Origin of the sequence: Pseudomonas sp. L7 (genome assembly GCF_046605565.1) — a bacterium.
Lineage (GTDB): Bacteria > Pseudomonadota > Gammaproteobacteria > Pseudomonadales > Pseudomonadaceae > Aquipseudomonas > Aquipseudomonas wayambapalatensis.
Genome location: NZ_CP176784.1, coordinates 4,774,987 through 4,800,000 on the forward strand (window position 1 = coordinate 4,774,987; position 25,014 = coordinate 4,800,000).

A 25,014-nucleotide genomic window follows, 5' to 3' on the forward strand; every position below is an offset into this window, starting at 1 on the left:
CGATATTTATTGTTCGATTTAATGGTTAAGCTAATAGTGATTTTGATATTCGTCAATTGATTATTTGACGAGTGGTGATAGCTGTAGGAGCGGGCTTGCCCGCGAAAAAGACACCGCGCCGCCTGGCACGGGCTACGCCCGTGTTCGCGGGCAAGCCCGCTCCTACAACAGTTGGGCTGGCGTTTAGACAGGTATTGAGGAGCCGACGAAGCAGAAGTCGCGGCCAAGCTCCACGAGAAAGTCCTTCAAGCGCTGCAGCAGGCCCTTGTGCAAATCGGCTTCGGCATGTGCTTCGGGAAGGTCGAGGAAATCCAGCATGTAAGCGTCACGGAACACCGACAGGGCTTGCGGGTGGGCCTGGGCGAGGGAGGCCGAGGCCTTGAGCGGGTCGGCAACGCTGCGCTCGAACAGCGCGGCTTTCATCTGGCGCTCCAGTTCGCGACTCGACCACTTCTCCTGAATTGCCATGCGCAGGTAGAACTCACGTTCTTCGGGGCGCCTGCTTTGGCTGAGAATCGTCAGGTTCTGGGTCCAGGGCAATTGTGTCAGCAGTGCTGACACTTTCTCCTCATGGCGATAGGTCTCGTAGAACTGGCGCATACGGAAGAGGTTACGGCGCGTGAACCCACGCAACCCTGGCTGCGTGCGCGCCAGGTGTCCGGCCAACTGGCTGACCACGGCGTCGCCCCACTCGGCATTCTCGATCTTGCGGCTGATGTAGGCACCGACCTGCCAGTACAGCTCGATGAGCTGTGTGTTGACGGCCTGCATGCAGCGTTGCCGTGCCGAGTGGATGAGGGTCACGACCTCATCGAAGCGCTCATCCCTGGAAGGCGCAGAGGCGGTTGCATTGTCATGTTGCGGGTGGTCTTTCATCGAAGGGCTCCTGGCATTGTTCGAAGCCAGGAAGCCTATCCAAGGGAACGCGCCGGAAATGTCGGACCGCTCCTAGGATGCTGTGGCCCATGACAGAAGGGCGCCTAGTCCAGGCGCCCCTCGTCATGACCCGTAACATCCGCCCTGCTACCCCATCGACCGCACCACCACCTTGCGGCCATGCCCGCGCGTGGTGACGATGCCGAGGAAGGAGATCACGATCGCCAGGCTCAGTGTTGCACTGACCTCTGCACGGTGCTCCTCGGTATACATCATCACCGCCAACGCGCAGCTGATGAACACGATCACTCCCCAGGTCAGCCAGGGGAACAGCCACATGCGGAACTTCAGTTCCGTGCTCTCGCGCTCCAGGCGCCGGCGCATGCGCAACTGCGAGATGGCGATCACCAGGTACACCAACAGGGCGATGGCGCCGGAGCTGGCGAGCAGGAACTCGAACACGCCCTTGGGCGCGAAGTAGTTGAGGATGGCGATGGCAGCCCCGATCAGCGTGCTGCCGAACACTGCAGCACGCGGCACGCCGACCTTCGAGGTGCGCTTGAGCATGGCGGGCGCGTCGCCGCGCTTGGCCAGCGAGAACATCATCCGCGAGGCGATGTAGATCGACGAGTTCATGCAACTGGTCACGGCGATCAGCACCACCAGGTCGACCATGAACGCGGCATTGGGGATGTTCATGATCTCCAGCGCACGCTGGTAGGAGCCCACCACCGCAAGCTGCGGATCGTTCCACGGCACCACTGAGATGATCACGAAGATCGACAGGATGTAGAAGGTGCTGATCCGCCAGATCACCGAGCGGGTGGCCTTGGCGATGTTGCGCGCCGGATCGCTGGATTCGGAGGCGGCAATGGTCACCGCTTCCGTGCCGATGAAGCTGAACATCACGGTGATGAAGGCGCCGATCACCGCCGACCAGCCTTTGGGCGCGAAACCGCCGTGCTCGCTCATCAGTGTGCTCAGGCCGCTGACTTCGCGGTTGGGCAGCCAGCCCATCAGCGCGGCAAAACCGAGGCCGATGAAGCCCAGGATCGCGGTGACTTTCAGGATCGCGAACCAGAACTCGAACTCGCCGTACTTGGCCACGCTGAACAGGTTGGTGCAGGCCAGCAGCAGTACCGATGCGAGGGCGAAGATCCAACTGTCGACCTGCGGGAACCAGGCATTGAGCACATGGCCTGCGGCCAGCGCCTCGATGGGAATGACCAGCACCCAGAACCACCAGTACAGCCAGCCGATGGTATAGCCGGCCCAACGGCCGATGGCCTGGTCGGCGTAGGTGGAAAACGAGCCGGTGTCGGGATGGGCGACGGCCATTTCGCCGAGCATGCGCATGACCAGCACGACCAGCGTGCCGGCGACGAAATAGGAGAGGATGGTGGCGGGCCCGGCAGCCGCGATGGCGTGTCCGGAGCCGACGAAAAGTCCTGCACCGATGATGCCGGCGATGGACAGCATCGTTACATGACGTGGCTTGAAACCTTGTGCAAGGTTGCCATCAGTTCCCACGGTGTTCATTGATCTTGTTCTCTTTTTGCTGACACAAGGAAGGACGGGCAGGCGTAGGCGGAAACTATCTCCTTTCTGGACAATGAGTTGCACGCGGCTCAGGTGATTTTATTGACGTTGTTCACGGGTTGGCGAGCGGCGGCGTCGAGGTCGGCTTCATTCAAGCAGTGCGGGTGCTGGGCAAATTGTTCCTGCGCGCCATGAAGGTGTTCGATCACGACACCGGGTCTTGCGAAGGCGGGTCAAATCGGTGCTATTCACCGCGAAGGGCTTTTCGCGGGCAAGCCCGCTCCCACAGGGATTGGGCTGGACCTTTGGATGTCGAGCAAGACAGTTGCTGCTGGTCGCGACGGTGATCCCAGTGGTAGTTCACCACCGCGAAGATCACGATCACCGACACCACGCACAGCCCTGTCTGCAGATTGCTCATGCCATCCTCCGCGCCATGCGCTTGAGCCCCAGACCCATTCCTGCCCCCACCACGGCAGTCATCATGCTGAACTCGCACATCCCGCCAATGCTGGCGATCAGGTTCGGCGGCGGGAACACCATCGAATGCCGACTTCGTCTATTTGCACGATCCGGACACCGACCACGGCCGCCACCGGTTGGCGCTGGACTGCCAGCGCATGAGCCTGTTCGGTGGGCGCAAGGTGCGGGCGGTGGTGGTGGTGTTTGCGCGGGGGTAAAGCGCGCATAAAGCTTTTTACTGGCTGCGCAGGCCCTATCGCGATCCGGCTTGCCCCGCGACAGGGCCTTCTCTGTCAACGCACCAGGCAAGGCCGTTTGTTGTCGAAGGTCCACCCCGGCACCAGGAACTGCATCGCCACGCTGTCATCCCGAGCGCCCAGGCCCATGTTGCGGTAGCACTCATGGGCTCTCATCAACTGGTCCTCATCGAGCTCTACCCCCAGCCCCGGCCGCGTCGGCACCCGTACATGGCCGTCTACGATGCGCAGCGGCTCACGCGTCAGGCGCTGGCCGTCCTGCCAGATCCAGTGGGTGTCGATGGCGGTGATCTCACCCGGCGCGGCGGCTGCCGCCTGGGTGAACATGGCCAGCGAGATGTCGAAGTGATTGTTCGAATGCGAGCCCCAGGTCAGGCCCCAGTCATGGCACATCTGCGCCACCCGCACCGAGCCCTGCAAGGTCCAGAAATGCGGATCGGCCAACGGGATGTCCACCGACTGCAACTGGATCGCGTGGCCCATCTGCCGCCAGTCGGTGGCGATCATGTTGGTGGCGGTGGGCAGGCCGGTGGCGCGGCGGAACTCAGCCATCACTTCACGCCCGGAATAACCATTCTCCGCACCGCACGGATCCTCGGCGTAGGCCAGCACATCGTGCTTGTCGCGGCACAGGGCAATGGCCTCCTTCAGCGACCAGGCACCGTTGGGGTCGAGGGTGATGCGCGCCTCGGGGAAACGCTCAGCCAGCGCAGTGACAGCCTCCATCTCCTCTTCGCCACGCAGCACGCCGCCCTTGAGCTTGAAGTCGTTGAATCCGTAGCGGGCCTTGGCGGCCTCGGCCAGGCGCACCACCGCCTCGGGCGTCAGGGCCGGCTCATGGCGCAAGCGCAGCCAGTCGTCATCTGCATCGGCTTCGTTGCGGTAGGCCAGGTCGGTGCGGGTGCGGTCGCCGATGTAGAACAGGTAGCCGAGCATCTTCACCGACTCGCGCTGCTGGCCTTCACCCAGCAGCGCGGCCATCGGCACGTTCAGGTGCTGGCCGAGCAGGTCGAGCAGGGCCGACTCGATGGCGGTCACCGCGTGCACGGTAATGCGCAGGTCGAAGGTCTGCAGCCCGCGCCCGCCGGCATCGCGGCAGGCGAAGGTCTGGCGCATGGCATTGAGCACGCGCTGGTAATGGCCGATTGGCTGGCCGACCACCAGGCTACGGCTGTCTTCGAGGGTCTGGCGGATGTTCTCGCCGCCAGGCACCTCGCCCAGGCCGGTGTTGCCGGCGCTGTCGCGCAATACCACGATGTTGCGGGTGAAGAACGGGCCGTGGGCGCCGCTCAGGTTGAGCAGCATGCTGTCGTGGCCGGCCACCGGGATCACGCGCAGGTCGGTGACGACCGGGGTCGAGGAGTGAGGCGTCGTCTGCATGTTCATTGTCCTTGTCGGGCGGGCGTTCAATGGGATTGGCCCAGAGCCGATGGGGCCTTGAGTTCAGGGGAAGGAGCACCCTTGGCGCGGGTACGGGCGAAGAACACGGCGATGGCGGCCAGCACCGAGGTCACCGCCAGGCCATATAGCCCGCCCTGGATCGAGCCGCTCTGCTGCTCGAGCAGGCCGAAGGTGGTGGGCGCGACGAAGCCGCCAAGGTTGCCCACCGAGTTGATCAGTGCGATCACCGCCGCAGCGATGCGCGCATCCAGATACCCCTGGGGGATCGGCCAGAACAGCGACGACGCCGCCTTGAAGCCGATGGCGGCGAAGCACACCGAAACGAAGGCGAACACCGGCCCGCCCGTGGTCGACATGAACATGCCGATGGCGGCCACCACCAGTGCGGCGGCGACCCAGGCCTGCTGGAATCTCCAACGTGCGGCCCCGGCGGCGAAGGCGTACATCGCCAGGATCGAGATCAGCCAGGGGATCGAGTTGAAGAAGCCGACCTGCAGGTCGCTCAGCTCGCCCATGCGCTTGATGATGCTCGGCAGCCAGAAGGTCGCGGCGTAGATGGTCAGCTGGATGCAGAAGTAGATCAGGCAGAACAGCAGGATCTGGCGGTCCTTGAGCAGGCGCCAGGCCGAGGTCTTGATCACCCCGCCCGCCTCGCGCTCGCGCTGCTCGCGGTCGATGGCCTCGACCAGCGCATGCTGCTCGGCCGGGCTCAGCCACTTGGCATCCTGCGGGCGGGAGTCGAGCCAGAAGAACACGAAGAAGCACAGGATCACCGAGGCCATGCCCTCGATGAACAGCATCCATTGCCAGCCGTGCAGGCCCATGCCCTGGATCTGCATCAGCGCACCGGCCAACGGACCTGAGATCAGCGAGGCCAGGGCCGAGCCGCTGAGGAAGATGGCGATCGCCTTGCCACGTTCGGCACCGGGCAGCCAGCGGGTGAAGTAGTAGATCACTCCGGGGAAGAAGCCGGCTTCGGCGACCCCGAGCAGAAAACGCAGCACGTAGAACTGGGTCTCGTTCTGCACGAAGGCCATGGCGGTGGCGACCAGGCCCCAGGTGAACATGATGCGGGTCAGCCAAAGACGTGCGCCGACCTTTTGCAGCAGCATGTTCGACGGCACCTCGAACAACGCATAGCCGATGAAGAACAGGCCGGCGCCAAATCCATAGGCGGCGGCGCTGATGCCCAGGTCACTTTCCAGGTGCGGACGGACGAAGCCGATATTGACGCGGTCCAGGTAGTTGACCACGAACATGATGACGAACAGCGGCAGGACATGGCGCTTGACCTTGGCTACGGCGCTGGCCAGCGCATCGCCGCCGGGCAAGGCAGACGCAGGGGGGGTGTCGTTCACGGGATATCTCCCAGTCATTGTTTTTATTGAGGGTGCTGGTGGCAGGCGAGGCAGTTGTCTGACATCCAGGTGGAAATGAGCATATTCCCGGCGGGGTTGTACGACAAGTTGGAAATTGAGCGAAAAAAGCAAAATACAAGCGGTTAACTAGGTAAAAGTCGGCGAAATGCTTTTATCAGGTCGACTACCCAAGGCAATGGGAGGGGGAATATCAGGATGAAAAAAATCTTTGTGGATAACTTGTCATACAAGTAATGTGAGGGCGTTCAGCCGAGTCCTTTCGCGGAACACGTCGCAGCGGCGAACCGCCGCTCTCACAGGTACTACTTCGAGCCCACGCCATGACCCGCCCCCATAGCCGTGCCCACGACCTGGTCTCGAGCCTCACCCAGCAATTGCTGCTGGGCACCTTCAAGCCGGGCGACAAGCTGCCCTCGGAAAACACCTTGGTGCGCGAGTATGGCGTCAGCCGTACCGTGGTCCGCGAAGCGCTGTCGAAGCTACAGGCTGCGGGTCTGGTACAGGCCCGTCACGGGATCGGTACGTTCGTCATCGAACGCCAGGCCCGTTCCGGCCTGCGCGTGGGCCCCGAGAACGCCGCCAGCGTGCGCGACCTGCTGGAGCTGCGCATCGGCCTGGAGGGCCAGGCCGCCGCGCTGGCGGCCCTGCGCCGAAATGACCGACAACTGGCGCAGATGCGCCAGGCGCTGGACGACTACCAGGACCTGGCCGCCGCCGGTGACAGCTGCATCGAAGCCGACCGACGCTTCCACCTGCTGATCGCCGAGGCCACCGGCAACCTGTATTTCAGCGAGATGATGGCGCAACTGGGTGACGGCCTGATCCCGCGCAAGCGCATGGCCCAGGCCGAGCGCGCCGGGGCCAACCTGGCGGGGCATGCTTATCTGGCCAACCTGGAGCACGAGGCGATTCTCAACGCCATCCGCCGACAGGACCCGGAAGCGGCCAGGGCGGCGATCTGCCTGCACCTCTCCAACAGCCGCGATCGCCTGCTACCCGACTGACCGGCGTGCAGCGGGCAAAAAAAATCGCGGAACCGGCGCCCTCCCCCTGGTGCGCAGTAACAGGGGAAAGGCCATCCAGCCCGCGATCAAGCCCACTCGCGTATCAATCCTTCTTGCGATACCCCTCGACGATCGCCGAGAAATCCTTGCCACCCTCGCCCCGCAAACTCATGGCCTGGTACAACTGCTGCGCCACAGCACCGAGGATCACCGGCTGGTGCGCCTGGCGCGCGGCCTCTGTCGCCAGGCCCAGGTCCTTGAGCATCAGCTCCGCACCGAAACCACCGGTGTAACCGCGCGATGCCGGGGCGGTCTCGATCACGCCCGGCCAGGGGTTGTAGGTATCCGAACTCCAGCAACGGCCCGTCGAGCTGTTGATGATGCCGGCCAGCACCTGGGTGTCGATCCCCAGTGCATTGCCCAGGGCCATGGCCTCGGACACGCCGATCATCGAGATGCCCAGCAGCAGGTTGTTGCAGATCTTGGCGATCTGCCCGGTGCCGACTTCACCGCAGTGCACGATGTTGCGCCCCATCTGCTCGAGCACCGGCTTGAGCGTGGCGAACAGTTCGGGGCTGGCACCGACCATGAAGGTCAGGGTGCCGGCCGCCGCGCCGCCGGTGCCACCGGACACCGGCGCATCACCCAGGTCGATGCCTTTGGCCGCCGCGGCCTTGGACACGTCGCGGGCGGTCTGCGGATCGATGGTGCTGCAGTCCACCGCCGGTGTGCCGGGGCGAATGCCGGCGAGCACGCCGTCCTCGTTCAGGTACACGCCGCGCACATGGGCAGCGGCCGGCAGCATGGTGATCACCAGCTCGCTGTTGGCGGCGGCATCCTTGGGCGAGGTGCTGATCTGCCCGCCCAGTTCGGCGAGCTCGGCCAGCACGGTCTTGTTCAGGTCGAACAGGTTGAGCTGATGCCCGGCCTTGATCAGGTTACGGGCCATGGGCGCGCCCATGTTGCCCAGACCGATGAATGCAATGCGCATGGCAGTCTCCTTAGCGCAGGCTGATGGTGGTGTTCACACCGTCATTGACGCTGTCGTCATCGAACCAGCGGGCGGTGACGGTCTTGGTCTGAGTGTAGAACTGCACCACCTGCTTGCCGTATGGGCCGAGGTCGCCGAGCTTGGAGCCACGCGAACCGGTGAAGCTGAAGAACGGCACCGGCACCGGAATCGGAATGTTGATGCCGACCTGGCCGATGTCGATTTCGCTCTGGAACTTGCGCGCTGCCGCGCCGCTCTGGGTGAACAGGCCGGTGCCATTGCCGAACGGGTTGGCGTTGACCAGGGCGATGGCCTCGTCGAGGGTATCGACCTCGAGGGTGACCAGTACCGGGCCGAAGATTTCCTGGGTGTAGATCTGCATGTCGGTCTTCACCCCGGAGAACAGGGTCGGACCGACGAAGTTGCCCTGCTCGTACCCCGGCACCTTCACGTCGCGGCCGTCCAGCTCGAGCGTGGCGCCTTCCTTGATGCCGCTCTCGATCAGCCCCAGCACACGCTCCTTGGCGCGCTTGGAAACCACCGGCCCGACATCGGTGCCCGGTTCGCTGCCGGCATTGACCTTGAGCTTGCTCGCCGCCGCCTTGATATCCGGCAGCCATTCACGCGCCTTGCCCACCAGCACCGCCACCGACGTGGCCATGCAGCGCTGGCCGGCCGCACCAAAGGCCGCGCCGACCAGGGCGTTGATGGTCTGGGTACGGTTGGCGTCGGGCAGCACCACGGCGTGGTTCTTGGCGCCCATCATCGACTGCACGCGCTTGCCGTGCTGGCTGCCCAGGTTGTAGACATGGGTGCCCACTTCGGTGGAGCCGACGAAGGAGATCGCCTTGATGTCCGGGTGGGTGCAGAGCGCATCGACCACCTGCTTGCCGCCATGCACCACGTTGAGCACACCGGCCGGCACACCGGCTTCGAGCGCCAGCTCGACCAGCATCATGGTCGACAGCGGATCCTGCTCGGAGGGCTTGAGCACGAAGGTGTTGCCGCAGACGATGGCCATCGGGAACATCCACAGCGGGATCATCGCCGGGAAGTTGAACGGGGTGATGCCGGCGCACACACCGATGGGCTGGCGCAGGGTGTAGGTGTCGACGCCACCGGCGACGTTCTCGGCGAACTCGCCCATCTGCAGGGTGCCGATGGACGCGGCATGCTCGACCACTTCCAGACCACGGAAAATATCGCCTTCTGCGTCGGCCAGGGTCTTGCCTTGCTCGGCGCTCAGGGTCGCGGCGATGCGCTTGCTGTGTTCGCGGATCAACGCCTGAAGCTTGAGCATGATGCGCATGCGCGCACCGATCGGCGTGTCACGCCAGGTCTTGAAGGCTCGTTCGCCAGCCGCGACCGCCGCGGCGACTTCCTCGGGGGTGGCGAAAGGAACACGCGCCAGCACCTGCTGGGTGGCCGGGTTGACGATGTCGCGCCATTCGGTGGTCTTGGACTCGACCCATTGGCCGTCGATCAGCAGCTTGACCTGCTCGACCTGAGTGTGGGGCGTGTGGGGTGCGTTCATCTGCGCTCTCCTTGGAATTATTGTCGGAACGAAGACGCCTACGCCGCAGCGAACGGGGTGGCGTGCAGGGGCTGAGTTCGAGTATAGATGTGCAAACATCCAACAAGAATGCACAAAAAAACCGGATCAACATGCAAAAAGACCTGACCTCCCTCAGCGCGCTGAACTGGGACGACCTCAAGTTCTTTCTTGAGGTAGCGCGCACCCGCAAGGCCAGCAGTGCAGCCAAACGCCTGGCCGTGGACTACACCACGGTGTCGCGGCGCATCAGCTCGCTGGAAGGGGCGATGGGCACCTTGCTGTTCGAGAAATCGCGAACCAACGGTTTCGTGCTTACCGCCGAAGGCCAGCGTCTGCTGGGCTATGCCGAGTCGATCGAAAGCACCCTGCACATGGCCTGCGAGCAGGTGTCGGGCTCGGGCGTTGCGCTGTCCGGGCACGTCCGCATGGGGTGCACCGAGGGCTTCGGCAGCTTCTTCGTCACCCCTCAGCTGAGCCGCTTCGTGGACACCTGGCCGGCGATCTCGGTGGACATTCTGCCGCTGCCGCACTTCATCAGCCTGTCCAAGCGTGAAGCCGACATTGTCATCGCCCTGGAGCGCCCCGAGCATGGGCCCTACGTGTGCTGCAAGCTGTGCGACTACCGCCTGCGCCTCTATGCGACCCGCGAGTACCTCGACCACCACGAACCGATCCGCCAGGTCGCCGACCTGGTGCGCCATCCGTTCATCAGCTACGTGGACGACCTGGCGTTCAGTTCCGAGCTGCTGTACCTGGCCAACCTGATCCCCAACGCCAGCGCCCACCTGCGCAGCACCAGCGTGATCGCCCAATACACCGCTGCCCTGCAGGGACGCGGGCTGGCGATCCTGCCGTGTTTCCTGGCGGCGCAGGACGAACGACTGGTGACCGTGCTACCGGAGGAGGTGGAGGTGACGCGGCAGTTCTGGATGTACTGCCGGGAGGATTTGCGCAAGTTGAAGCGGATCACTTTGCTGTGGGATTACATCCGCGATGTGACCGAGGCGAATGCGCCGCTGTTGATGGGGCAGACGCGGGAGATGGTATTTGCGCAGGATTGAGGCGGATGGCACCGGCTGCGCCGGTGATCGCGGGACGAGCCCGCTCCCACAGGGGGCCGGTGCCATTGCTCCCATTCCTCAGTTCGACGCCACCACGATCGACACCCGCCGATTCTCGGTGCGCCCGGCACTGGTGCGGTTGTCCGCCACCGGCTGGGTGCTGCCCAAGCCGCGCGTCTGAATGTTGCGCGGCTGCATGCCGACGCTGATCAGCGCCTGGGCCACACTCTGGGCTCGGCGCTCGGAAAGCTGCTGGTTATAGGCCACCTTGCCCGAGGCATCGGCATGGCCATCGACGCGCACATGCTGGATATCCACCGACAGCAACGCCTTGCCGATCCGCTCGACAATCGCCTGGCTCTGGCCGTTGAGCCCGTCCAGGTCGCTGCCGAACAGCACCTTGCCCGACAGGTCGAACGCCCAGCCCTCGTCGCTGGGGGTGAACCCTTCGCGCTTGAGCACGGCAATCTGTTCAGGGCTCAGCCCACTGGGTGGCACGGTCTGGCAGCCGGTCAAGGCCAACACTGCCAGCAGCAAGGCCAGCAAGGGAAAACGCAGTCGGGAAAAGGGGTGTTTCACGGTTCAGCTCCTGTTGTTCAAATCCGTGGCTCAGCGTTCCGTCTGGGCCACTTGCCAATGGCCGCGCCGATTGCGCTTGGCCTGGTACATCGCCGCATCGGCGGCATTGAGCAGACTGGCCGAATCCTGGCCATCGTCCGGGTAATAGGCGATGCCGACACTCAACGAGGTGCTGACACGCTGGCCATCGTCCAGCAGGATCGGCAGCTTCATGCTGGCAACGATCTTCTCGGCGATGCGCTGGGCATCCTCGCGTGAATGCAGAGGGGTCAGCAGCACGGCGAACTCGTCACCGCCAAGGCGCGCCACCAGGTCGTGCTCGCGCAACTGCGCACGCACGCGGCTGGCGATATTGATCAGCACCTCGTCGCCAACGGCATGGCCGAGGCTGTCGTTGATCTTCTTGAAGTGGTCACTGTCGAGGAACAGCAGCGCCAGGTGGTCCTGCTGCCGGGCGGCGTTGCGCAGGCAACGGTTGAGGCGCCCTTCGAAGAAGGCGCGATTGGGCAGGCCGGTGAGGCTGTCATGGCTGGCCTGGTGCGCGAGGGTCTCGTTCTCGCTCTGCAAGTGGCTCTGCCAGACCTCCAGCTCGTCGAGCAGGGCGTTGAAGTCGTTGCCCAGCTCATTGAGCTCGGCAATCGGCGTCTCGGGCACGCGCCGGTCGAAGCTGCGCTCGCGTCGCGCCGCATGGGCCACGCTGGCCAGGCCCCGCAGAGGACGGACGATATCGCCGAACAGCCGGCGCGACAGGTGGATGGCGACTGCGGCGCTGAGCAAGCTGCAAAAGAGGATTCCCGCCAGGCCGCTGAGCAGGAAGCGCAGCAGGCTGCCGCCCTGGCCAAGCAGCTCGATGTGCCCGACCGTGCGCTGCTGACGGACGATCGGCAGGTGAATGGCCTCGCCCAGCAAGGCCTTGGCCACCTGGCGCTCCAGGGGTGCCAGCAAGCCTGTGTCATCGCGTTGCCAGTGCGCCAGCATCTCCCCCTGGCTGTCGAAGACCTTGGCGTCTGCCACCTCTTCAGTGGCGGCGATCACCGCCAGGGCTTCACTGGCCGCCCCGCTGTCGTCGAACACCACCGCCGCTTCCACGGTGTAGCTGATCGAGCGGGCGATCAGGTGCAGGTTGTGATGGGCATAGACGCGCAACGCTGCCACGCCGAGCACGGTCAGGGACACGCCCACGAGTCCGACGGCGATCAGCGCGACACCCAAGTGCCCGCGCCCCAGCACTGACCGCAAGGTCGGCCGCTTCCTGCGGCTGCCGGTGAGTTTCATGGTTGCGCCGCCCTGCGCCGCGACAATTGCAGCACGCTGGGGTGGATGCGCACGCCACTGCGCGCCACTGAGTCGAGGTTCACATCGAAGCTGACCTGTTCGTCATCGACGTGCAGGCAGAACAGACTGCCGACGGTGCACGGGTCATCGGCCTCGCTGATGCTCAGGACCGGATGCCCGACCAGGGCCTGGAACAGGCGATCACGCTGGCCAGCGTCGAGCTTGCCGATGTACACCGCGTCGCAGGCGCCGGAAACGCGTGCATCGTCGGCCAGCAGGCGACGCACCTGCAGGGGCTGGCCGGCATTCTGCACAGTGCCCTTGATCAGGTCGTCGGCATATTCTGTGGGACCGACCAGGCACAAGCGCAGCGGCGAAGGGTCAGCAGGCCAGCGGGCATAGCTGAAGATCCCCAGCACGACCTGGGTTACCGCCTTGGCGCGTTGCTGCACCTGGGCTGCAGTGGCAGGGAGGTCCGCCCGGGCAGGTACGGCGAACAGCGACAAGGCGGCAATCACTAGCGAAAGCACGCAGCCCGTCACTCGCCCCCTGGGCGAGACAACCACTGTCATGTGGGAAATCTCTCAAATTAGATTCAGATAACCCGCACGATAGCATAAGGCCGCAGTGCCAAGGTATTGACGAACATCACGCTTGATCGAGCATGAGGCCAGAAATCCGACGCACCTTGCGCTCGACAGCCGCCTCGAAGACCCCCGCCCGTGGTTCCACCAGGCTGAAGCATTGCTTGGCGCGGGTAATGCCGGTGTACACCAGCTCCTTGGTCAGCACGGGATTGAGCGCATCAGGCAACACCAGCGCGGTATGACTGAACTCCGAGCCCTGGGACTTGTGTACAGTCATGGCGAACACCGTCTCCACCTCATTGAGCCGACTGGGCAACACGAAGCGCACCCCGCCCGAGCCGTCGTTGCGCGGGAAGGCGACCCTCAGCAGTGGCTCGCCATGCTCGTCGGGCAGGCGCAGGGCGATGCCGATATCACCGTTCATCAGGCCGAGGCCGTAGTCATTGCGGGTGACCAGCACCGGTCGTCCCTCGTACCAGGGCTGGCGGGTATCGATCAACCCGGCGTTGTGCAACACACGCGCCACACGCTCGTTCAGCCCTTGCACCCCCCAGGGCCCTTTGCGCACCGCGCACAGCAGCTGGAAACCTTCGAAGCTGTTCAGCACCAGGGCAGCCCACTGCTCCCACGCGGGGTCATCGCCAGGCGTGCCTGGCGCCGGCCGATGACGACCGATACTGCGCAGATAGTGGCGATAGCCCTGCGGGCCGTCTTCACCACGCCCAAGGCCATCCAGCAGCAAGCGATCGAAGGCGCGGTCATGCTCGCCGCGCAGCGACAGCCCGAACACGTCCTCAGGCGGCATGCTCAGCAGATCCCGCGCCTGGCGGGCCTGCTGCAGGTTGACCAGCCGCGCCAACTGGCCGATACCACTGCCTTCGCCGAAACGCCGGGAATAACGCAACATCACCACCTGCTGGGCCAGCGCATGCTGGTGCGCATCACCTGGCTGCAGACCGCTGCCCTTCAGCGACTGGCCACCCACCTGCTCGAGCCAGGCCTGAGTGGCGGGCGTGTAACGCCCCTCTTCGGCATACCGGCACAGGTCGCCGAGCACCGCACCGGCCTCCACCGAAGCCAACTGGTCCTTGTCGCCCAACAGCACCAGGCGTGCCTGCGCTGGCAAGGCGTCAAGCAGATTGGCCATCATTTCCAGGTCGATCATCGAGGCTTCATCGACCACCAGCACGTCCAGCGGCAGCGGGTTACCGGCGTGATGCCGAAAATGCCGCGAACCGGGGCGACTGCCCAGCAAGCGGTGTACGGTGCTCACTTCGGTCGGAATCTGGGCTCGCACATCGGCACTGACCCGCAAACGCTCGACCTGCTGGCCAATGGATTCGGTCAGGCGCGCAGCGGCCTTGCCGGTGGGTGCGGCCAGGCGGATGCGCAAGGGCCTGCCCTGCTCCACCGCCGGCCCCTGCAGCAAGGCCAGCAAGCGTACGACCGTGGTGGTCTTGCCGGTGCCAGGGCCACCGGTGATGATGCTGAACGCGGCACGCGTTGCCAGCGCACAGGCGAGCTTCTGCCAGTCGACCTGGTCTGCCGGGGCGCCATCCTCGAACAACTGCGCCAGGCGCGCGGGCAGGTCGGCGGGAATCGACTCGTCTGCCAGGATGCGTTGCTGCAGCGACCGGTCGATACGCCGCTCATAGCTCCAGTACCGTCGCAGGTACAGACGCTGGCCGCTGAGTACCAGCGGCCGCGCGTCCTGGCCCTGGGCATCGCCCGAGGCCACCAGCCGACTGGCCGCGATGCGCTGACGCCAGGTGCTCGGTTCGAGCGTGGCGAGCAACTGCGACGGCAACAGCAACGGCCCCGCCAGCGCATCGCCCTCTGGCGGCAGCGACAAGGCGAAATCGGGCTCGGCGAGAGTCTGCTCAAGGTCGAGACAGACATGCCCATGCCCCAACTGGTGACTGGCCAGCGCCGCCGCCAGCAACAGCAGGGGATCGCTGCCGGCCTCGCGTTCCTCGAGGAAGCTGACGAATGCCCGGTCCAGCGCACGCAACCAGCCGCGCTCGACCCAACGGTCGAGCAGGGCCAGCAGGTCATGGCTGTCGTTCAACGGCGCAAGGGCCGCCAGGTGCTCGGCCTGCAGCGGTGTCGGCAGCAGGTCATCGAGGGTTCGGCTCATGGTGCGGCTCCGGCAAACAGGTCCTGCTGTTCGGGCGCACAGGCGCCGCGAAACAACGCATCGAGCTGCTCGATCAGCTCACGGGGCGGTCGGGCGAAATACAGGCCATGGCCGGCGCTGCCGATACCGCGCAGGAAGATGAACAGGGCACCGCCCACATGGCGGTCGTAGTCGTAGTCGGGCAGCCGCGCGCGCAACTGGCGATGCAGGGCCAGCAGGTAGAGCACGTACTGCAGGTCGTAGCGATGGTCGAGGATCGCCTGCTCCATGGCCAGTGCACTGTAGGCGCTGCCGTCGGGGCCGAGCCAGTTGGACTTGTAGTCGGCCACGTAGTAACGCCCGTCCAGCTCGAACGCCAGGTCGATGAAGCCCTTGAACATGCCATTGAGTTGGGTCGCCAGCGCTGCCGGTCGCGCGGCGCCACCGTGGGTGTGGCGGACAACGAGCTGATCGAGGCGCAGCACGTCAACCTGATGGCTGGCGAACCAGAACTCCATCTCGATCTGATATTGCTGGAGCTGCGCCAGGGTCAGGACCGGGCCGTCCGGCGACAGCGGCATGGCCTGCGTCAGCAACTGCTGCAGCCAGGGCGCCAGGGTCGGGATCCAGCCGGTCCAGTCGCGACGGTTGCAGCGTTGGCCGACCGTTCGTTCGATCAACGCGGGCTGGCCGGCCACTTCGGCAAAACCTTCACGCCCAGCCCACTCGAGCAGGCCGTGAAGGAAGGTGCCGGGGTTCGGTCCGCGAGGGAAACGGTGGATATCGCCGTTTTCCGCAGGGACTTCACGCAGGCGCTGTGCATCGACGTTCTCGTCGTCGAGCAATTGCTGGGCCTGGGAGCTGTCGGCACCGAGGTTCTGGTCGCCGACCCGCAAGGCGCTGTAGGAGGCGATCCACCACTGCTCCGCCGCTGCGCGGCGCGGCTCGCGTGCAGGCAGGCGTTCGGCGCTGTCCTGCGGGGCGAGATAGCACTGTTCATCGGCGTCGGGCACAGGCACCCAGGCAATGGGCGCCCCCTCGGCACACAGCGCCTGCAGCCAGTCGGCCAACTGCACGGAAGCCGCCAGCGGGACGCCGCCGCCCAGCAGGTAACCCAGGCCCGAGCGGTGCAGTTGCGAGGTTTTCTGGCTGCCGCGCTTGAGATCGGCAACCCCCAGCCAGCAAGCATGCTGGGCGCGGGTCAGGGCGACGTAGAGCAGGCGCAGGTCTTCGGCCAGACGCTCATCGTCCGCCAAGGCGATCTGCTCGTCGGTGGGGGTGAGCGTCAGCAGCACCTGGCCATCATCGCCGTGCCAGGCCAATGGCAGGCGCTGGCCATCCACCGGTTTGCTGGTGCAGATGAACGGCAGATAGACCAGCGGGTACTCCAGGCCCTTGGATTTGTGGATGGTCACGACCTTGACCAGTTGCTCATCGCTCTCCAGGCGCAGGATCTGCTCTTCACCGGCCTGCCCGGCATTGGCCAGGTGCTCGGCCAGGTGACGGATCAAGGCCTGTTCGCCATCCAGTTCGCCGGCCGCCTGTTGCAGCAGTTCGGCCAGGTGCAGCAGGTTGGTCAGCACACGTTCGCCATCGGTACGGGCGATCAACGTGCGTGGCAACTGGAAGTCGTGCAACAAGCGGCGCAGCATGGGCAGCACGCCCTGGCGCTGCCAGGTGTCGCGGTACAGACGGAAACGCATTACCCAGTCTTCCCAGACCCGCTCGTCCTGGTTCAGTCGCTCCAGTTCGAGCAACGGCAGGTCCAGCGTCAGGCTGGCCAGGGCGGCCTTGAGCAGGCGCTCGGCATCAGGCTCGGCGCAGGCTTTGAGCCAGGCCAGCAGATCGTGGGCTTCCTGGGCGGCAAAGACCGAGTCCTTGTCCGACAGATAGACACTGCGTACACCACGGGCAGCCAGCTCGGCACGGACCAGCTGCGCCTCGCGGCCATCGCGCACCAGGATGGCAATGTCCGAAGGCAGGCAGCCGCGCACCTCGCCCTGAGCGTTGGCAAACCCCGTCACACCTCGTTGACCACCGTTGAGCATGGCAACGATATGGCTGGCGCAGCTGGCGGCCAGTTGCTGACGATACAGCGTGTTGGCAATCGGCTCGTCACTGTGCAACTGCCAGCAATGCAGCGCCGCGCAGGGCTGGCCGTCGATCAGCAGGCGCTCGCTGCGGCCCTTGGCATGAACTTCGACGAACGGCAGCGGGTTGTCGTGGGCCTCACGGAACAGGAACGCCCCCTTGCCTTCGGGGCGTTGCTCGGCCAGCAGGAACACGCGGTTGACCGCCTCGACCATGGCCTGGCTGGAGCGGTAGTTGGTGTCCAGGCTGTGCAGGCGCCCAGCCGTGGCACGGCGGGCACCGAGGTAGGTGAAGATGTCGGCGCCGCGGAAGGCGTAGATCGCCTGCTTGGGGTCGCCGATCATGAACAGGCCGGTTTCCGGGCGGTTTTCGGCGATCCGGTAGATGCGCTCGAAGATGCCGTACTGCACCGGGTCGGTGTCCTGGAACTCGTCGATCAAGGCCACCGGGAACTGCTCGCGGATCAGCCCGGCCAGACGCTCGCCGGCCTCGCTGCGCAGCGCGTGTTCGAGGCGCAACAGCATATCGTCGAAGCCCATTTCGGCGCGTCGGCGCTTCTCCACTTCGAAACGCGCCGCGACCCACGCGGCAGCATGTTCCAGCACCGCCGAATCGGGGCCGGGCAGCGCCTGCAACGCATCGCGGAGTGTCTCCATGGCGTGCAATGCCGGGTGGTCCGGTGGCTCGCCCACTTTCCAGGCCTCGGCCATGCCTGAGGGTGTCAGGCGGGTGAAGCCGGTGCCCAGGTCGAGTTCCATGACTTGCTCGTCACCTGCCCAGGCGCGCAGCTTGTCGAACCAAGGCTCGAAGAAGCGTGCCTGCAACTTGCGACCATCGGCCTGCTTGGCGGCCACTGCCGCACGGCAGATTTCGTGCAGCTCGTCGGCCCACTGGGCCCAGGGGGCCTTGAGCTCGCGCAGTTGTGCCTGACGCCGCTGCAGGGCGGATTCGATCAACACCTGTGGATCGGCACCGTCGTCTTTCCTGCTGACACGGCCGAACAGCGGGCGGATCCGCGGCAGCAACGCGTCCGGGCTCACCCAGTGGCTGCGCACCCAGGCCAGCGCTTCGCCCTGCATGCCGTAGCAGAAGCGCCGCCAGTAATCGCGCATGACCTGGCCGAGCAATTCGCTGTGATCGGTCTCCAGGCTCTGGGTGAACAGGCTGCCGCTGTCGAAGGCATGCTCGCGCAGCATGCGCTGGCACCAGCCGTGAATGGTCGAGACCGCCGCCTCGTCCATCCACTGCACTGCAACCTCGAGGCGACTGGCGCAACGGGCCCAGTGCTCCTGTGGATAATCGTCGCGCAGCAGGTGCAGCAAGGGGTCGGCGTCGTCCAGCTCGCCCCTGAAGAAACGCGCAGCCTCGGCCAGACGCGCGCGAATCCGCTCGCGCAGTTCCTTGGTCGCAGCATCGGTGAAAGTCACCACGAGAATCTGCGGCGGCAGCAGTTCGCGGGCAAAGCCTTGCTCGCCGCCATGGCCGAGGATCAGGCGCAGGTAGAGCGCCGAGATGGTGAAGGTCTTGCCGGTGCCGGCACTGGCTTCGATCAGCTGGCTGCCGTGCAGGGGAAAGCTCAGGGCCAGGGGACGGGCCTGGGTCATGCGGCGGTCTCCGGATTGCCTTGGGTCTGCCAGGGGGCGGCAAACAAGGGGCGGTAGAGGGATTCGCACCAGCCTTCGAAGGTTTCGTCAGCCGTGAGCGCAGCGAAGTCGCGGAACTGACGCAGCAGTGCAAGGCTCTCGCTGCGTTCGCCGAAGCTGTTCTGGCCGTCGCCTTCATAGGCGCGCTCGGCGGCAGTCTGGGCTTTGTCCGGGTCTGACTGGGCCAGCCAGGCGAAGGCGGTCTTGGGCGCCACTGGCAGGGGTGCATTCATAGCCCCCTGGCGCGCCACCAGCAGATCGGCAAGCAGGTCACCCGCTTGCGCCTCGGGCATCGGCGCGAGCAGCAGGGTGCGGTCGCTGGCGACCAAAGCGGTGTGCAGTGGATAACCGGCAGCGCAGGCCGCCAGGTGCATGACCCACGCGGGGATCAGCCGATGCCATTTGAGGCTGTTGCGCCCGGCCCCCAGGCTATTGGGCACGGTGGTGATGCTCAGGAGGCTTTGTTCATCATCCTGGTAGACGCGCCCCAGCCAACCTTCCAGGCGATGCGGGCCGCGCTCGAAGTGAAGCGGCAGCGCGCCTTCTACCACGGTATGCCAGCGCTCCAGCAGTTGGCGATGACGCTGCAGCAGGTCTGGCAAGGGTTGGATCAGTTCCGCCTGCAGCGACTCGCCGAAGCCCGCCAATGGCAGCAGCCCGCATGCCTGCAGGCGGCGGGCCTGGGTACGCAATGCCTGCTCGGCGTCGTCGGGTGCGGCCAATGCAGCACCCAGCAGGCGCTCGCTGAGGCTGTAGCGTTGCAGGGCATCGAGCACGAAAGGTTCCTCATCCGGCGTTGGCGCTTCCAGCGCTTCGAAAAACACCTTGAGGCGTTGGCTGAAGAAATGCCGGACCGGATGGCGGAGGAAATCCTGCAGTTGCGTCAGGTTCAGCGGCTCATCGCTGTCATAGGGCGGTAGCGCCTGGTCGAGCTCCGAGGGTGGCTCGGCGGGCTGGTGCAGGACCTGCCACTCGTGGGCGTAGCTGAACAGCGCGCTGCCTTTCTGGAAGTAGCGCTGGCTGAAGGGTTGCAGGGGATGCTCCTGGGTCAGGGCATGCAGCAACTGCTGGCCCGGGTCGTCACGTTGGCCTTGCTGGGCTCCGGCCAGCTGCCAACCGGCGGCTAGATGGTCACGCAACTGGCCGACCAGCACCGAGGCGGGGCGTTCGCTGTTGTCGCGGATACTGCGCCCGACCCAGCTCACATAGAGTTGGTCACGGGCAGACAGCAGCGCCTCGAGCAGCAGGTAGCGGTCATCTTCGCGGCGCGAACGATCGCCAGGACGGTAATCGCTGGCCATCAGGTCGAAGTCCAGCGGCGGCTGGGCGCGGGGGTAATCACCGTCGTTCATGCCCAGCAGGCAGACCACGCGGAACGGGATCGCGCGCATGGGCATCAAGGTGCAGAAGTTCACGGAGCCCGCCAGGAAACGCTGGGACAGCTTGCCCTGATCCAGCCCCGACAGCCAAGCCTCGCGCACGACCGTGAGCGGCAATGGATCGTGCAGGCCGACGGTCTCGCAGGTTTCCAGCCAGGTGTCACGCAGGTCCTGCAATTGCACCAGCAGCAGCTCGTCGTGCTCCTCCTCGGCGAGGAAGAACACCTGCAGCAGCGCATGCAGGCGCGCGCCCCACACTACGGGGCTGGCCGGCTCGGCGAGGGTCTGGAACGCCACGTCCAGAGCATCGAGCAGGGCCACCAGCGGGCCGATAAGGGCCGCGTCCAGGCCACCGATCTCGTCATAGGGCTCAATGCCGTCACAGGCCTCACCGACACCTACGGCGTAGCCCAGCAGCATCCGACGCAGGCCGAACCGCCAACTGTTCTGCTCCAGGCCTTCGGGCAAACCGAGGCGGGCACGTTGTTCACCGCTCAGGCCCCAGCGGATGCCGGCGCCCTCGATCCAGCGGTGCAGGGTCGGCAGGTCGCTCTCCTTGATCCCGAAGCGGGCGCGCACGGCGGGGACGTCGAGCAGGTCGAGGATCTCGCTCACGGCGAAACGGCTGTCGGGGAGCTTGAGCAGATGCTCCAGGGCGATCAGCAATGGATCGCGGCCGCGCTGGCCCTGGTCGGTGAGGGTGAAGGGGATGTAGCGCGGATCATGGCGGTCGAGTTGGCCGAAGACAGCGCGGATATGCGGGGCGTAGTCATCGATGGCCGGGAGCATGACGATGACATCGCGCGGACGCAGGGTCGGATCCCTGCTGAAGCGCGCAAGCAACTGGTCGTGAAGGATTTCAACTTCGCGCTGCGGGCTGTGGGCGATGTGGAAACGGACCGAACGGTCGCGGGTGGCATCGATGGCAGGCCAGGCCTCGCGGGTTTCGGCCAGGGGGCGCAGCTCGAGGATGTCGTCCTGCAACTGGTTGAGCAGGGTGGTGGGCTGGGCGTCGCTGAACAGGTCGATGCGACCGTCGCTGAAGACACCACGGTAACTGCTGGGATCATCGTAGCTATCGAGCAGGTTGATGTAGTCACGGCCTTGCTTCCCCCAGGCGGCCAGCAGCGGATGAGCGTGCTGGTGCATCGACTCGTCGTCCAGTTGCAGCGGCATGCCGTGCTTGCGCTGTTGGCGCTTGTACTGGTGCCGGAGCAGGTCTTTGTCCGCGACGATATCCCCCCAGTGATGGCGGCAAGGGTTGTGTACGCACAGCAATACCTGGCTGAAGCGGGCCAGCCCGGCCAGGGCTTCAAGGGCCTGGGCGGGCAGCGACGAGATGCCAAAGACGATGACCCGCGACGGCAGGCCGGCGGGGGCTTGCTCAAGGGTATCCATGCGCGCGATGAAACGCTGATGGACGCCGGCACGGCTCTGCGCCATACCTTCTGCACCGACATCGTCGAGCAATGCACGCCATAGCTCGGCCTGCCAGCGGTTGCCATCCGCCAGGGGCTTGCGCTCGCCCCGGGCGGTATTGAGCACGTGCTCGCCAGCGGCCCAATCCTTGAGCCAGTCGGCGCGATAGACCTGGTATTGGTCGAACAGGTCGGCCAGGCGTTCGGCGAGCTGGTAGCGCTTGCGCAGGTCGGTGTCGTCGGTGAGGAAGCGCTTGAGTGGCTCGAAGTGCGGTCGCTCGATCAGCGCGGGCAGCAGGCGTACCAGGCGCCAGGTCAGCGGTGCCTTGTCGAGCAGGGACACCTCGGGAATCTCGTCGCGACCCAGCACAAGGCGATAAAGCTGCCACATGAAAGTGCCGGGCAACTGAACGTCGATGGCCGCAGCGATACCACAGCCGCCTTGATCATCGTCCTGTGGGTCTTCGGCCAGTGCGAGCTTGAGCCATTGGGCGATACCGTTGCTCTGCACCAGGGCGATTTCGTTCTCCAGGGGCGCCAGGGGATAGTTGCGCATCACGCTCACGACCAGGTTGCGCAAATCGTCGAGGCGGTTGCCCTGGACGATCATGAAACCTGGATGCAGTGATGTGGTGTTGGCCATTGGGTGCTCTCTGGAAGACGGGGTGCGCAGACGGAACCATACCCTGTAGAGGCAGGCTTGTCCTGTGGCGTGCGCGGTGTCGACGTGCAGGAGCGCTCTGGTCCGGCCTGGCTTAAGAACGCCAGAAAGACAAAACCCCTACCTGCTCGCGCAGATAGGGGTTTTGCGAAATGAATCTTGACGATGACCTACTCTCACATGGGGAAACCCCACACTACCATCGGCGATGCATCGTTTCACTGCTGAGTTCGGGATGGGATCAGGTGGTTCCAATGCTCTATGGTCGTCAAGAAATTCGGTTGCCAGTGCGTCTTTGCAGACACGCCAGCCAATTCGGATATGTGATCTTTGTGAGTCGCTTCGAACTTTCGGTTCGTGTCGTCTTCACCACCACAATCTGCACAGCAGATTGCTTGGGTGTTATATGGTCAAGCCTCACGGGCAATTAGTATTGGTTAGCTCAACGCCTCACAGCGCTTACACACCCAACCTATCAACGTCGTAGTCTTCGACGGCCCTTCAGGGGATTCAAGATCCCAGTGAGATCTCATCTTGAGGCAAGTTTCCCGCTTAGATGCTTTCAGCGGTTATCTCTTCCGAACATAGCTACCCGGCAATGCCACTGGCGTGACAACCGGAACACCAGAGGTTCGTCCACTCCGGTCCTCTCGTACTAGGAGCAGCCCCTCTCAAATCTCAAACGTCCACGGCAGATAGGGACCGAACTGTCTCACGACGTTCTAAACCCAGCTCGCGTACCACTTTAAATGGCGAACAGCCATACCCTTGGGACCGGCTTCAGCCCCAGGATGTGATGAGCCGACATCGAGGTGCCAAACACCGCCGTCGATATGAACTCTTGGGCGGTATCAGCCTGTTATCCCCGGAGTACCTTTTATCCGTTGAGCGATGGCCCTTCCATACAGAACCACCGGATCACTAAGACCTACTTTCGTACCTGCTCGACGTGTGTGTCTCGCAGTCAAGCGCGCTTTTGCCTTTATACTCTACGACCGATTTCCGACCGGTCTGAGCGCACCTTCGTACTCCTCCGTTACTCTTTGGGAGGAGACCGCCCCAGTCAAACTACCCACCATACACTGTCCTCGATCCGGATCACGGACCTGAGTTAGAACCTCAAGGTTGCCAGGGTGGTATTTCAAGGATGGCTCCATGAGAACTGGCGTCCCCACTTCAAAGCCTCCCACCTATCCTACACAAGCAAGCTCAAAGTCCAGTGCAAAGCTATAGTAAAGGTTCACGGGGTCTTTCCGTCTAGCCGCGGATACACTGCATCTTCACAGCGATTTCAATTTCACTGAGTCTCGGGTGGAGACAGCGCCGCCATCGTTACGCCATTCGTGCAGGTCGGAACTTACCCGACAAGGAATTTCGCTACCTTAGGACCGTTATAGTTACGGCCGCCGTTTACCGGGGCTTCGATCAAGAGCTTCGCTTGCGCTAACCCCATCAATTAACCTTCCGGCACCGGGCAGGCGTCACACCCTATACGTCCACTTTCGTGTTTGCAGAGTGCTGTGTTTTTAATAAACAGTCGCAGCGGCCTGGTATCTTCGACCGGCATGGGCTTACGGAGCAAGTCCTTCACCCTCGCCGGCGCACCTTCTCCCGAAGTTACGGTGCCATTTTGCCTAGTTCCTTCACCCGAGTTCTCTCAAGCGCCTTGGTATTCTCTACCTAACCACCTGTGTCGGTTTGGGGTACGGTTCCCAGTTATCTGAAGCTTAGGAGCTTTTCTTGGAAGCATGGTATCAACCACTTCGCACTCTAAAGAGCGCTCGTCATCAGCTCTCGGCCTTGAAATCCCGGATTTGCCTAAGATTTCAGCCTACCACCTTAAACCTGGACAACCAACGCCAGGCTGGCCTAACCTTCTCCGTCCCTCCATCGCAATAACTGGAAGTACAGGAATATTAACCTGTTTTCCATCGACTACGCTTTTCAGCCTCGCCTTAGGGACCGACTAACCCTGCGTCGATTAACGTTGCGCAGGAAACCTTGGTCTTTCGGCGTGCGAGTTTTTCACTCGCATTGTCGTTACTCATGTCAGCATTCGCACTTCTGATACCTCCAGCAAGCTTCTCAACTCACCTTCACAGGCTTACAGAACGCTCCTCTACCGCATCACCAAAGGTGATACCCGTAGCTTCGGTGCATGGTTTGAGCCCCGTTACATCTTCCGCGCAGGCCGACTCGACTAGTGAGCTATTACGCTTTCTTTAAAGGGTGGCTGCTTCTAAGCCAACCTCCTAGCTGTCTAAGCCTTCCCACATCGTTTCCCACTTAACCATGACTTTGGGACCTTAGCTGACGGTCTGGGTTGTTTCCCTTTTCACGACGGACGTTAGCACCCGCCGTGTGTCTCCCATGCTCGGCACTTGCTGGTATTCGGAGTTTGCATCGGTTTGGTAAGTCGGGATGACCCCCTAGCCGAAACAGTGCTCTACCCCCAGCAGTGATACATGAGGCGCTACCTAAATAGCTTTCGAGGAGAACCAGCTATCTCCGAGCTTGATTAGCCTTTCACTCCGATCCACAGGTCATCCGCTAACTTTTCAACGGTAGTCGGTTCGGTCCTCCAGTCAGTGTTACCTAACCTTCAACCTGCCCATGGATAGATCGCCCGGTTTCGGGTCTATACCCAGCGACTAAAGCGCCCTATTAAGACTCGCTTTCGCTACGCCTCCCCTATTCGGTTAAGCTCGCCACTGAATATAAGTCGCTGACCCATTATACA

The 25,014-nt window shown here is 63.8% G+C and carries 14 protein-coding genes, 2 rRNA genes and 3 pseudogenes (1 of these 19 only partly in view); 3 read left to right on the forward strand and 16 right to left on the reverse strand.

Annotation, left to right across the window (positions count from 1 at the left end; translation table 11 throughout):
- Positions 1-186: 186 nt before the first annotated feature.
- The 4 genes and pseudogenes from ACK3BK_RS21925 to ACK3BK_RS21940 all read right to left on the reverse strand — a co-directional run.
- A pseudogene (locus tag ACK3BK_RS21925) lies at positions 187-876 on the reverse strand (PDDEXK nuclease domain-containing protein); the annotation flags it as partial.
- Positions 877-1,023: 147 nt separating this feature from the next.
- The gene (gene gabP, locus ACK3BK_RS21930) at positions 1,024-2,415 is read right to left on the reverse strand and encodes a GABA permease (RefSeq protein WP_186670318.1); all 1,392 of its coding nucleotides are present in this window, start codon (positions 2,413-2,415) and stop codon (positions 1,024-1,026) included.
- A gap of 244 nt (positions 2,416-2,659) precedes the next feature.
- Entirely contained in the window at positions 2,660-2,836 is a 177-nt protein-coding gene (locus ACK3BK_RS21935; RefSeq protein ID WP_186670316.1) for a hypothetical protein, read from the reverse strand.
- Positions 2,833-2,961, reverse strand: a pseudogene (locus tag ACK3BK_RS21940) (magnesium transporter CorA family protein); the annotation flags it as partial. The pseudogene ACK3BK_RS21940 and the gene ACK3BK_RS21935, both read right to left, overlap by 4 nt.
- On the opposite strand from ACK3BK_RS21940, the pseudogene ACK3BK_RS21945 reads away from it, so the two are divergent.
- Positions 2,952-3,095, forward strand: a pseudogene (locus tag ACK3BK_RS21945) (ribosomal-protein-alanine acetyltransferase); the annotation flags it as partial. The pseudogenes ACK3BK_RS21940 and ACK3BK_RS21945 overlap by 10 nt on opposite strands.
- 75 nt (positions 3,096-3,170) lie before the next feature.
- Here the strand turns inward: ACK3BK_RS21945 and gudD are convergent.
- Positions 3,171-4,520, reverse strand: a complete 1,350-nt coding sequence (gene gudD, locus ACK3BK_RS21950) for a glucarate dehydratase (RefSeq protein ID WP_411383307.1) — start codon at positions 4,518-4,520, stop codon at positions 3,171-3,173.
- A 20-nt stretch (positions 4,521-4,540) separates the two neighbouring features.
- Positions 4,541-5,893, reverse strand: a complete 1,353-nt coding sequence (locus tag ACK3BK_RS21955) for an MFS transporter (RefSeq protein WP_411383308.1) — start codon at positions 5,891-5,893, stop codon at positions 4,541-4,543.
- Positions 5,894-6,234: 341 nt separating this feature from the next.
- Here ACK3BK_RS21955 and ACK3BK_RS21960 point away from each other — a divergent pair, with 341 nt between their 5' ends.
- Positions 6,235-6,918 carry a FadR/GntR family transcriptional regulator gene (locus ACK3BK_RS21960; RefSeq protein ID WP_186710959.1) on the forward strand — a complete coding sequence of 228 codons (684 nt, stop codon included), beginning with the start codon at positions 6,235-6,237 and terminating at the stop codon, positions 6,916-6,918.
- Positions 6,919-7,021: 103 nt separating this feature from the next.
- Here the strand turns inward: ACK3BK_RS21960 and mmsB are convergent, their stop codons facing one another.
- Together mmsB and ACK3BK_RS21970 are read right to left on the reverse strand one after the other, a co-directional pair.
- Positions 7,022-7,909, reverse strand: a complete 888-nt coding sequence (mmsB, locus tag ACK3BK_RS21965; protein WP_054894279.1) for a 3-hydroxyisobutyrate dehydrogenase — start codon at positions 7,907-7,909, stop codon at positions 7,022-7,024.
- A gap of 10 nt (positions 7,910-7,919) precedes the next feature.
- Entirely contained in the window at positions 7,920-9,443 is a 1,524-nt protein-coding gene (locus ACK3BK_RS21970) for a CoA-acylating methylmalonate-semialdehyde dehydrogenase (RefSeq protein ID WP_186670311.1), read from the reverse strand.
- 131 nt (positions 9,444-9,574) lie between these two features.
- Here ACK3BK_RS21970 and ACK3BK_RS21975 point away from each other — a divergent pair, with 131 nt between their 5' ends.
- On the forward strand, positions 9,575-10,525 hold the full coding sequence (locus ACK3BK_RS21975) for a LysR family transcriptional regulator (protein ID WP_186710961.1): 951 nt from the start codon (positions 9,575-9,577) through the stop codon (positions 10,523-10,525).
- Between the two features lie 78 nt (positions 10,526-10,603).
- On the opposite strand, the gene ACK3BK_RS21980 is transcribed toward ACK3BK_RS21975, so the two are convergent.
- From ACK3BK_RS21980 to ACK3BK_RS22015, 8 genes are all read right to left on the reverse strand, one after another.
- Positions 10,604-11,104: an OmpA family protein gene (locus ACK3BK_RS21980; RefSeq protein WP_288374933.1), complete on the reverse strand. Its 501-nt coding sequence runs from the start codon at positions 11,102-11,104 to the stop codon at positions 10,604-10,606.
- Between the two features lie 30 nt (positions 11,105-11,134).
- The gene (locus ACK3BK_RS21985) at positions 11,135-12,379 is read right to left on the reverse strand and encodes a diguanylate cyclase domain-containing protein (protein ID WP_411383309.1); all 1,245 of its coding nucleotides are present in this window, start codon (positions 12,377-12,379) and stop codon (positions 11,135-11,137) included.
- Positions 12,376-12,951: a YfiR family protein gene (locus tag ACK3BK_RS21990; protein ID WP_411383310.1), complete on the reverse strand. Its 576-nt coding sequence runs from the start codon at positions 12,949-12,951 to the stop codon at positions 12,376-12,378. Before ACK3BK_RS21990 ends, ACK3BK_RS21985 begins: the two co-directional genes overlap by 4 nt.
- Positions 12,952-13,027: 76 nt before the next feature.
- Complete coding sequence (gene recD, locus ACK3BK_RS21995; RefSeq protein WP_411383311.1) at positions 13,028-15,103, reverse strand: exodeoxyribonuclease V subunit alpha; 2,076 nt, start codon at positions 15,101-15,103, stop codon at positions 13,028-13,030.
- On the reverse strand, positions 15,100-18,777 hold the full coding sequence (gene recB, locus ACK3BK_RS22000) for an exodeoxyribonuclease V subunit beta (RefSeq protein ID WP_411383312.1): 3,678 nt from the start codon (positions 18,775-18,777) through the stop codon (positions 15,100-15,102). The genes recD and recB overlap by 4 nt, the downstream gene beginning before the upstream one ends.
- Positions 18,774-22,256, reverse strand: coding sequence for an exodeoxyribonuclease V subunit gamma (recC, locus tag ACK3BK_RS22005; protein WP_411383313.1), 3,483 nt, complete (start codon positions 22,254-22,256; stop codon positions 18,774-18,776). Before recC ends, recB begins: the two co-directional genes overlap by 4 nt.
- 175 nt (positions 22,257-22,431) lie before the next feature.
- Positions 22,432-22,547, reverse strand: a 5S ribosomal RNA gene (gene rrf, locus ACK3BK_RS22010).
- Between the two features lie 133 nt (positions 22,548-22,680).
- Positions 22,681-25,014, reverse strand: a 23S ribosomal RNA gene (locus tag ACK3BK_RS22015) (it continues 559 nt past the right edge of the window).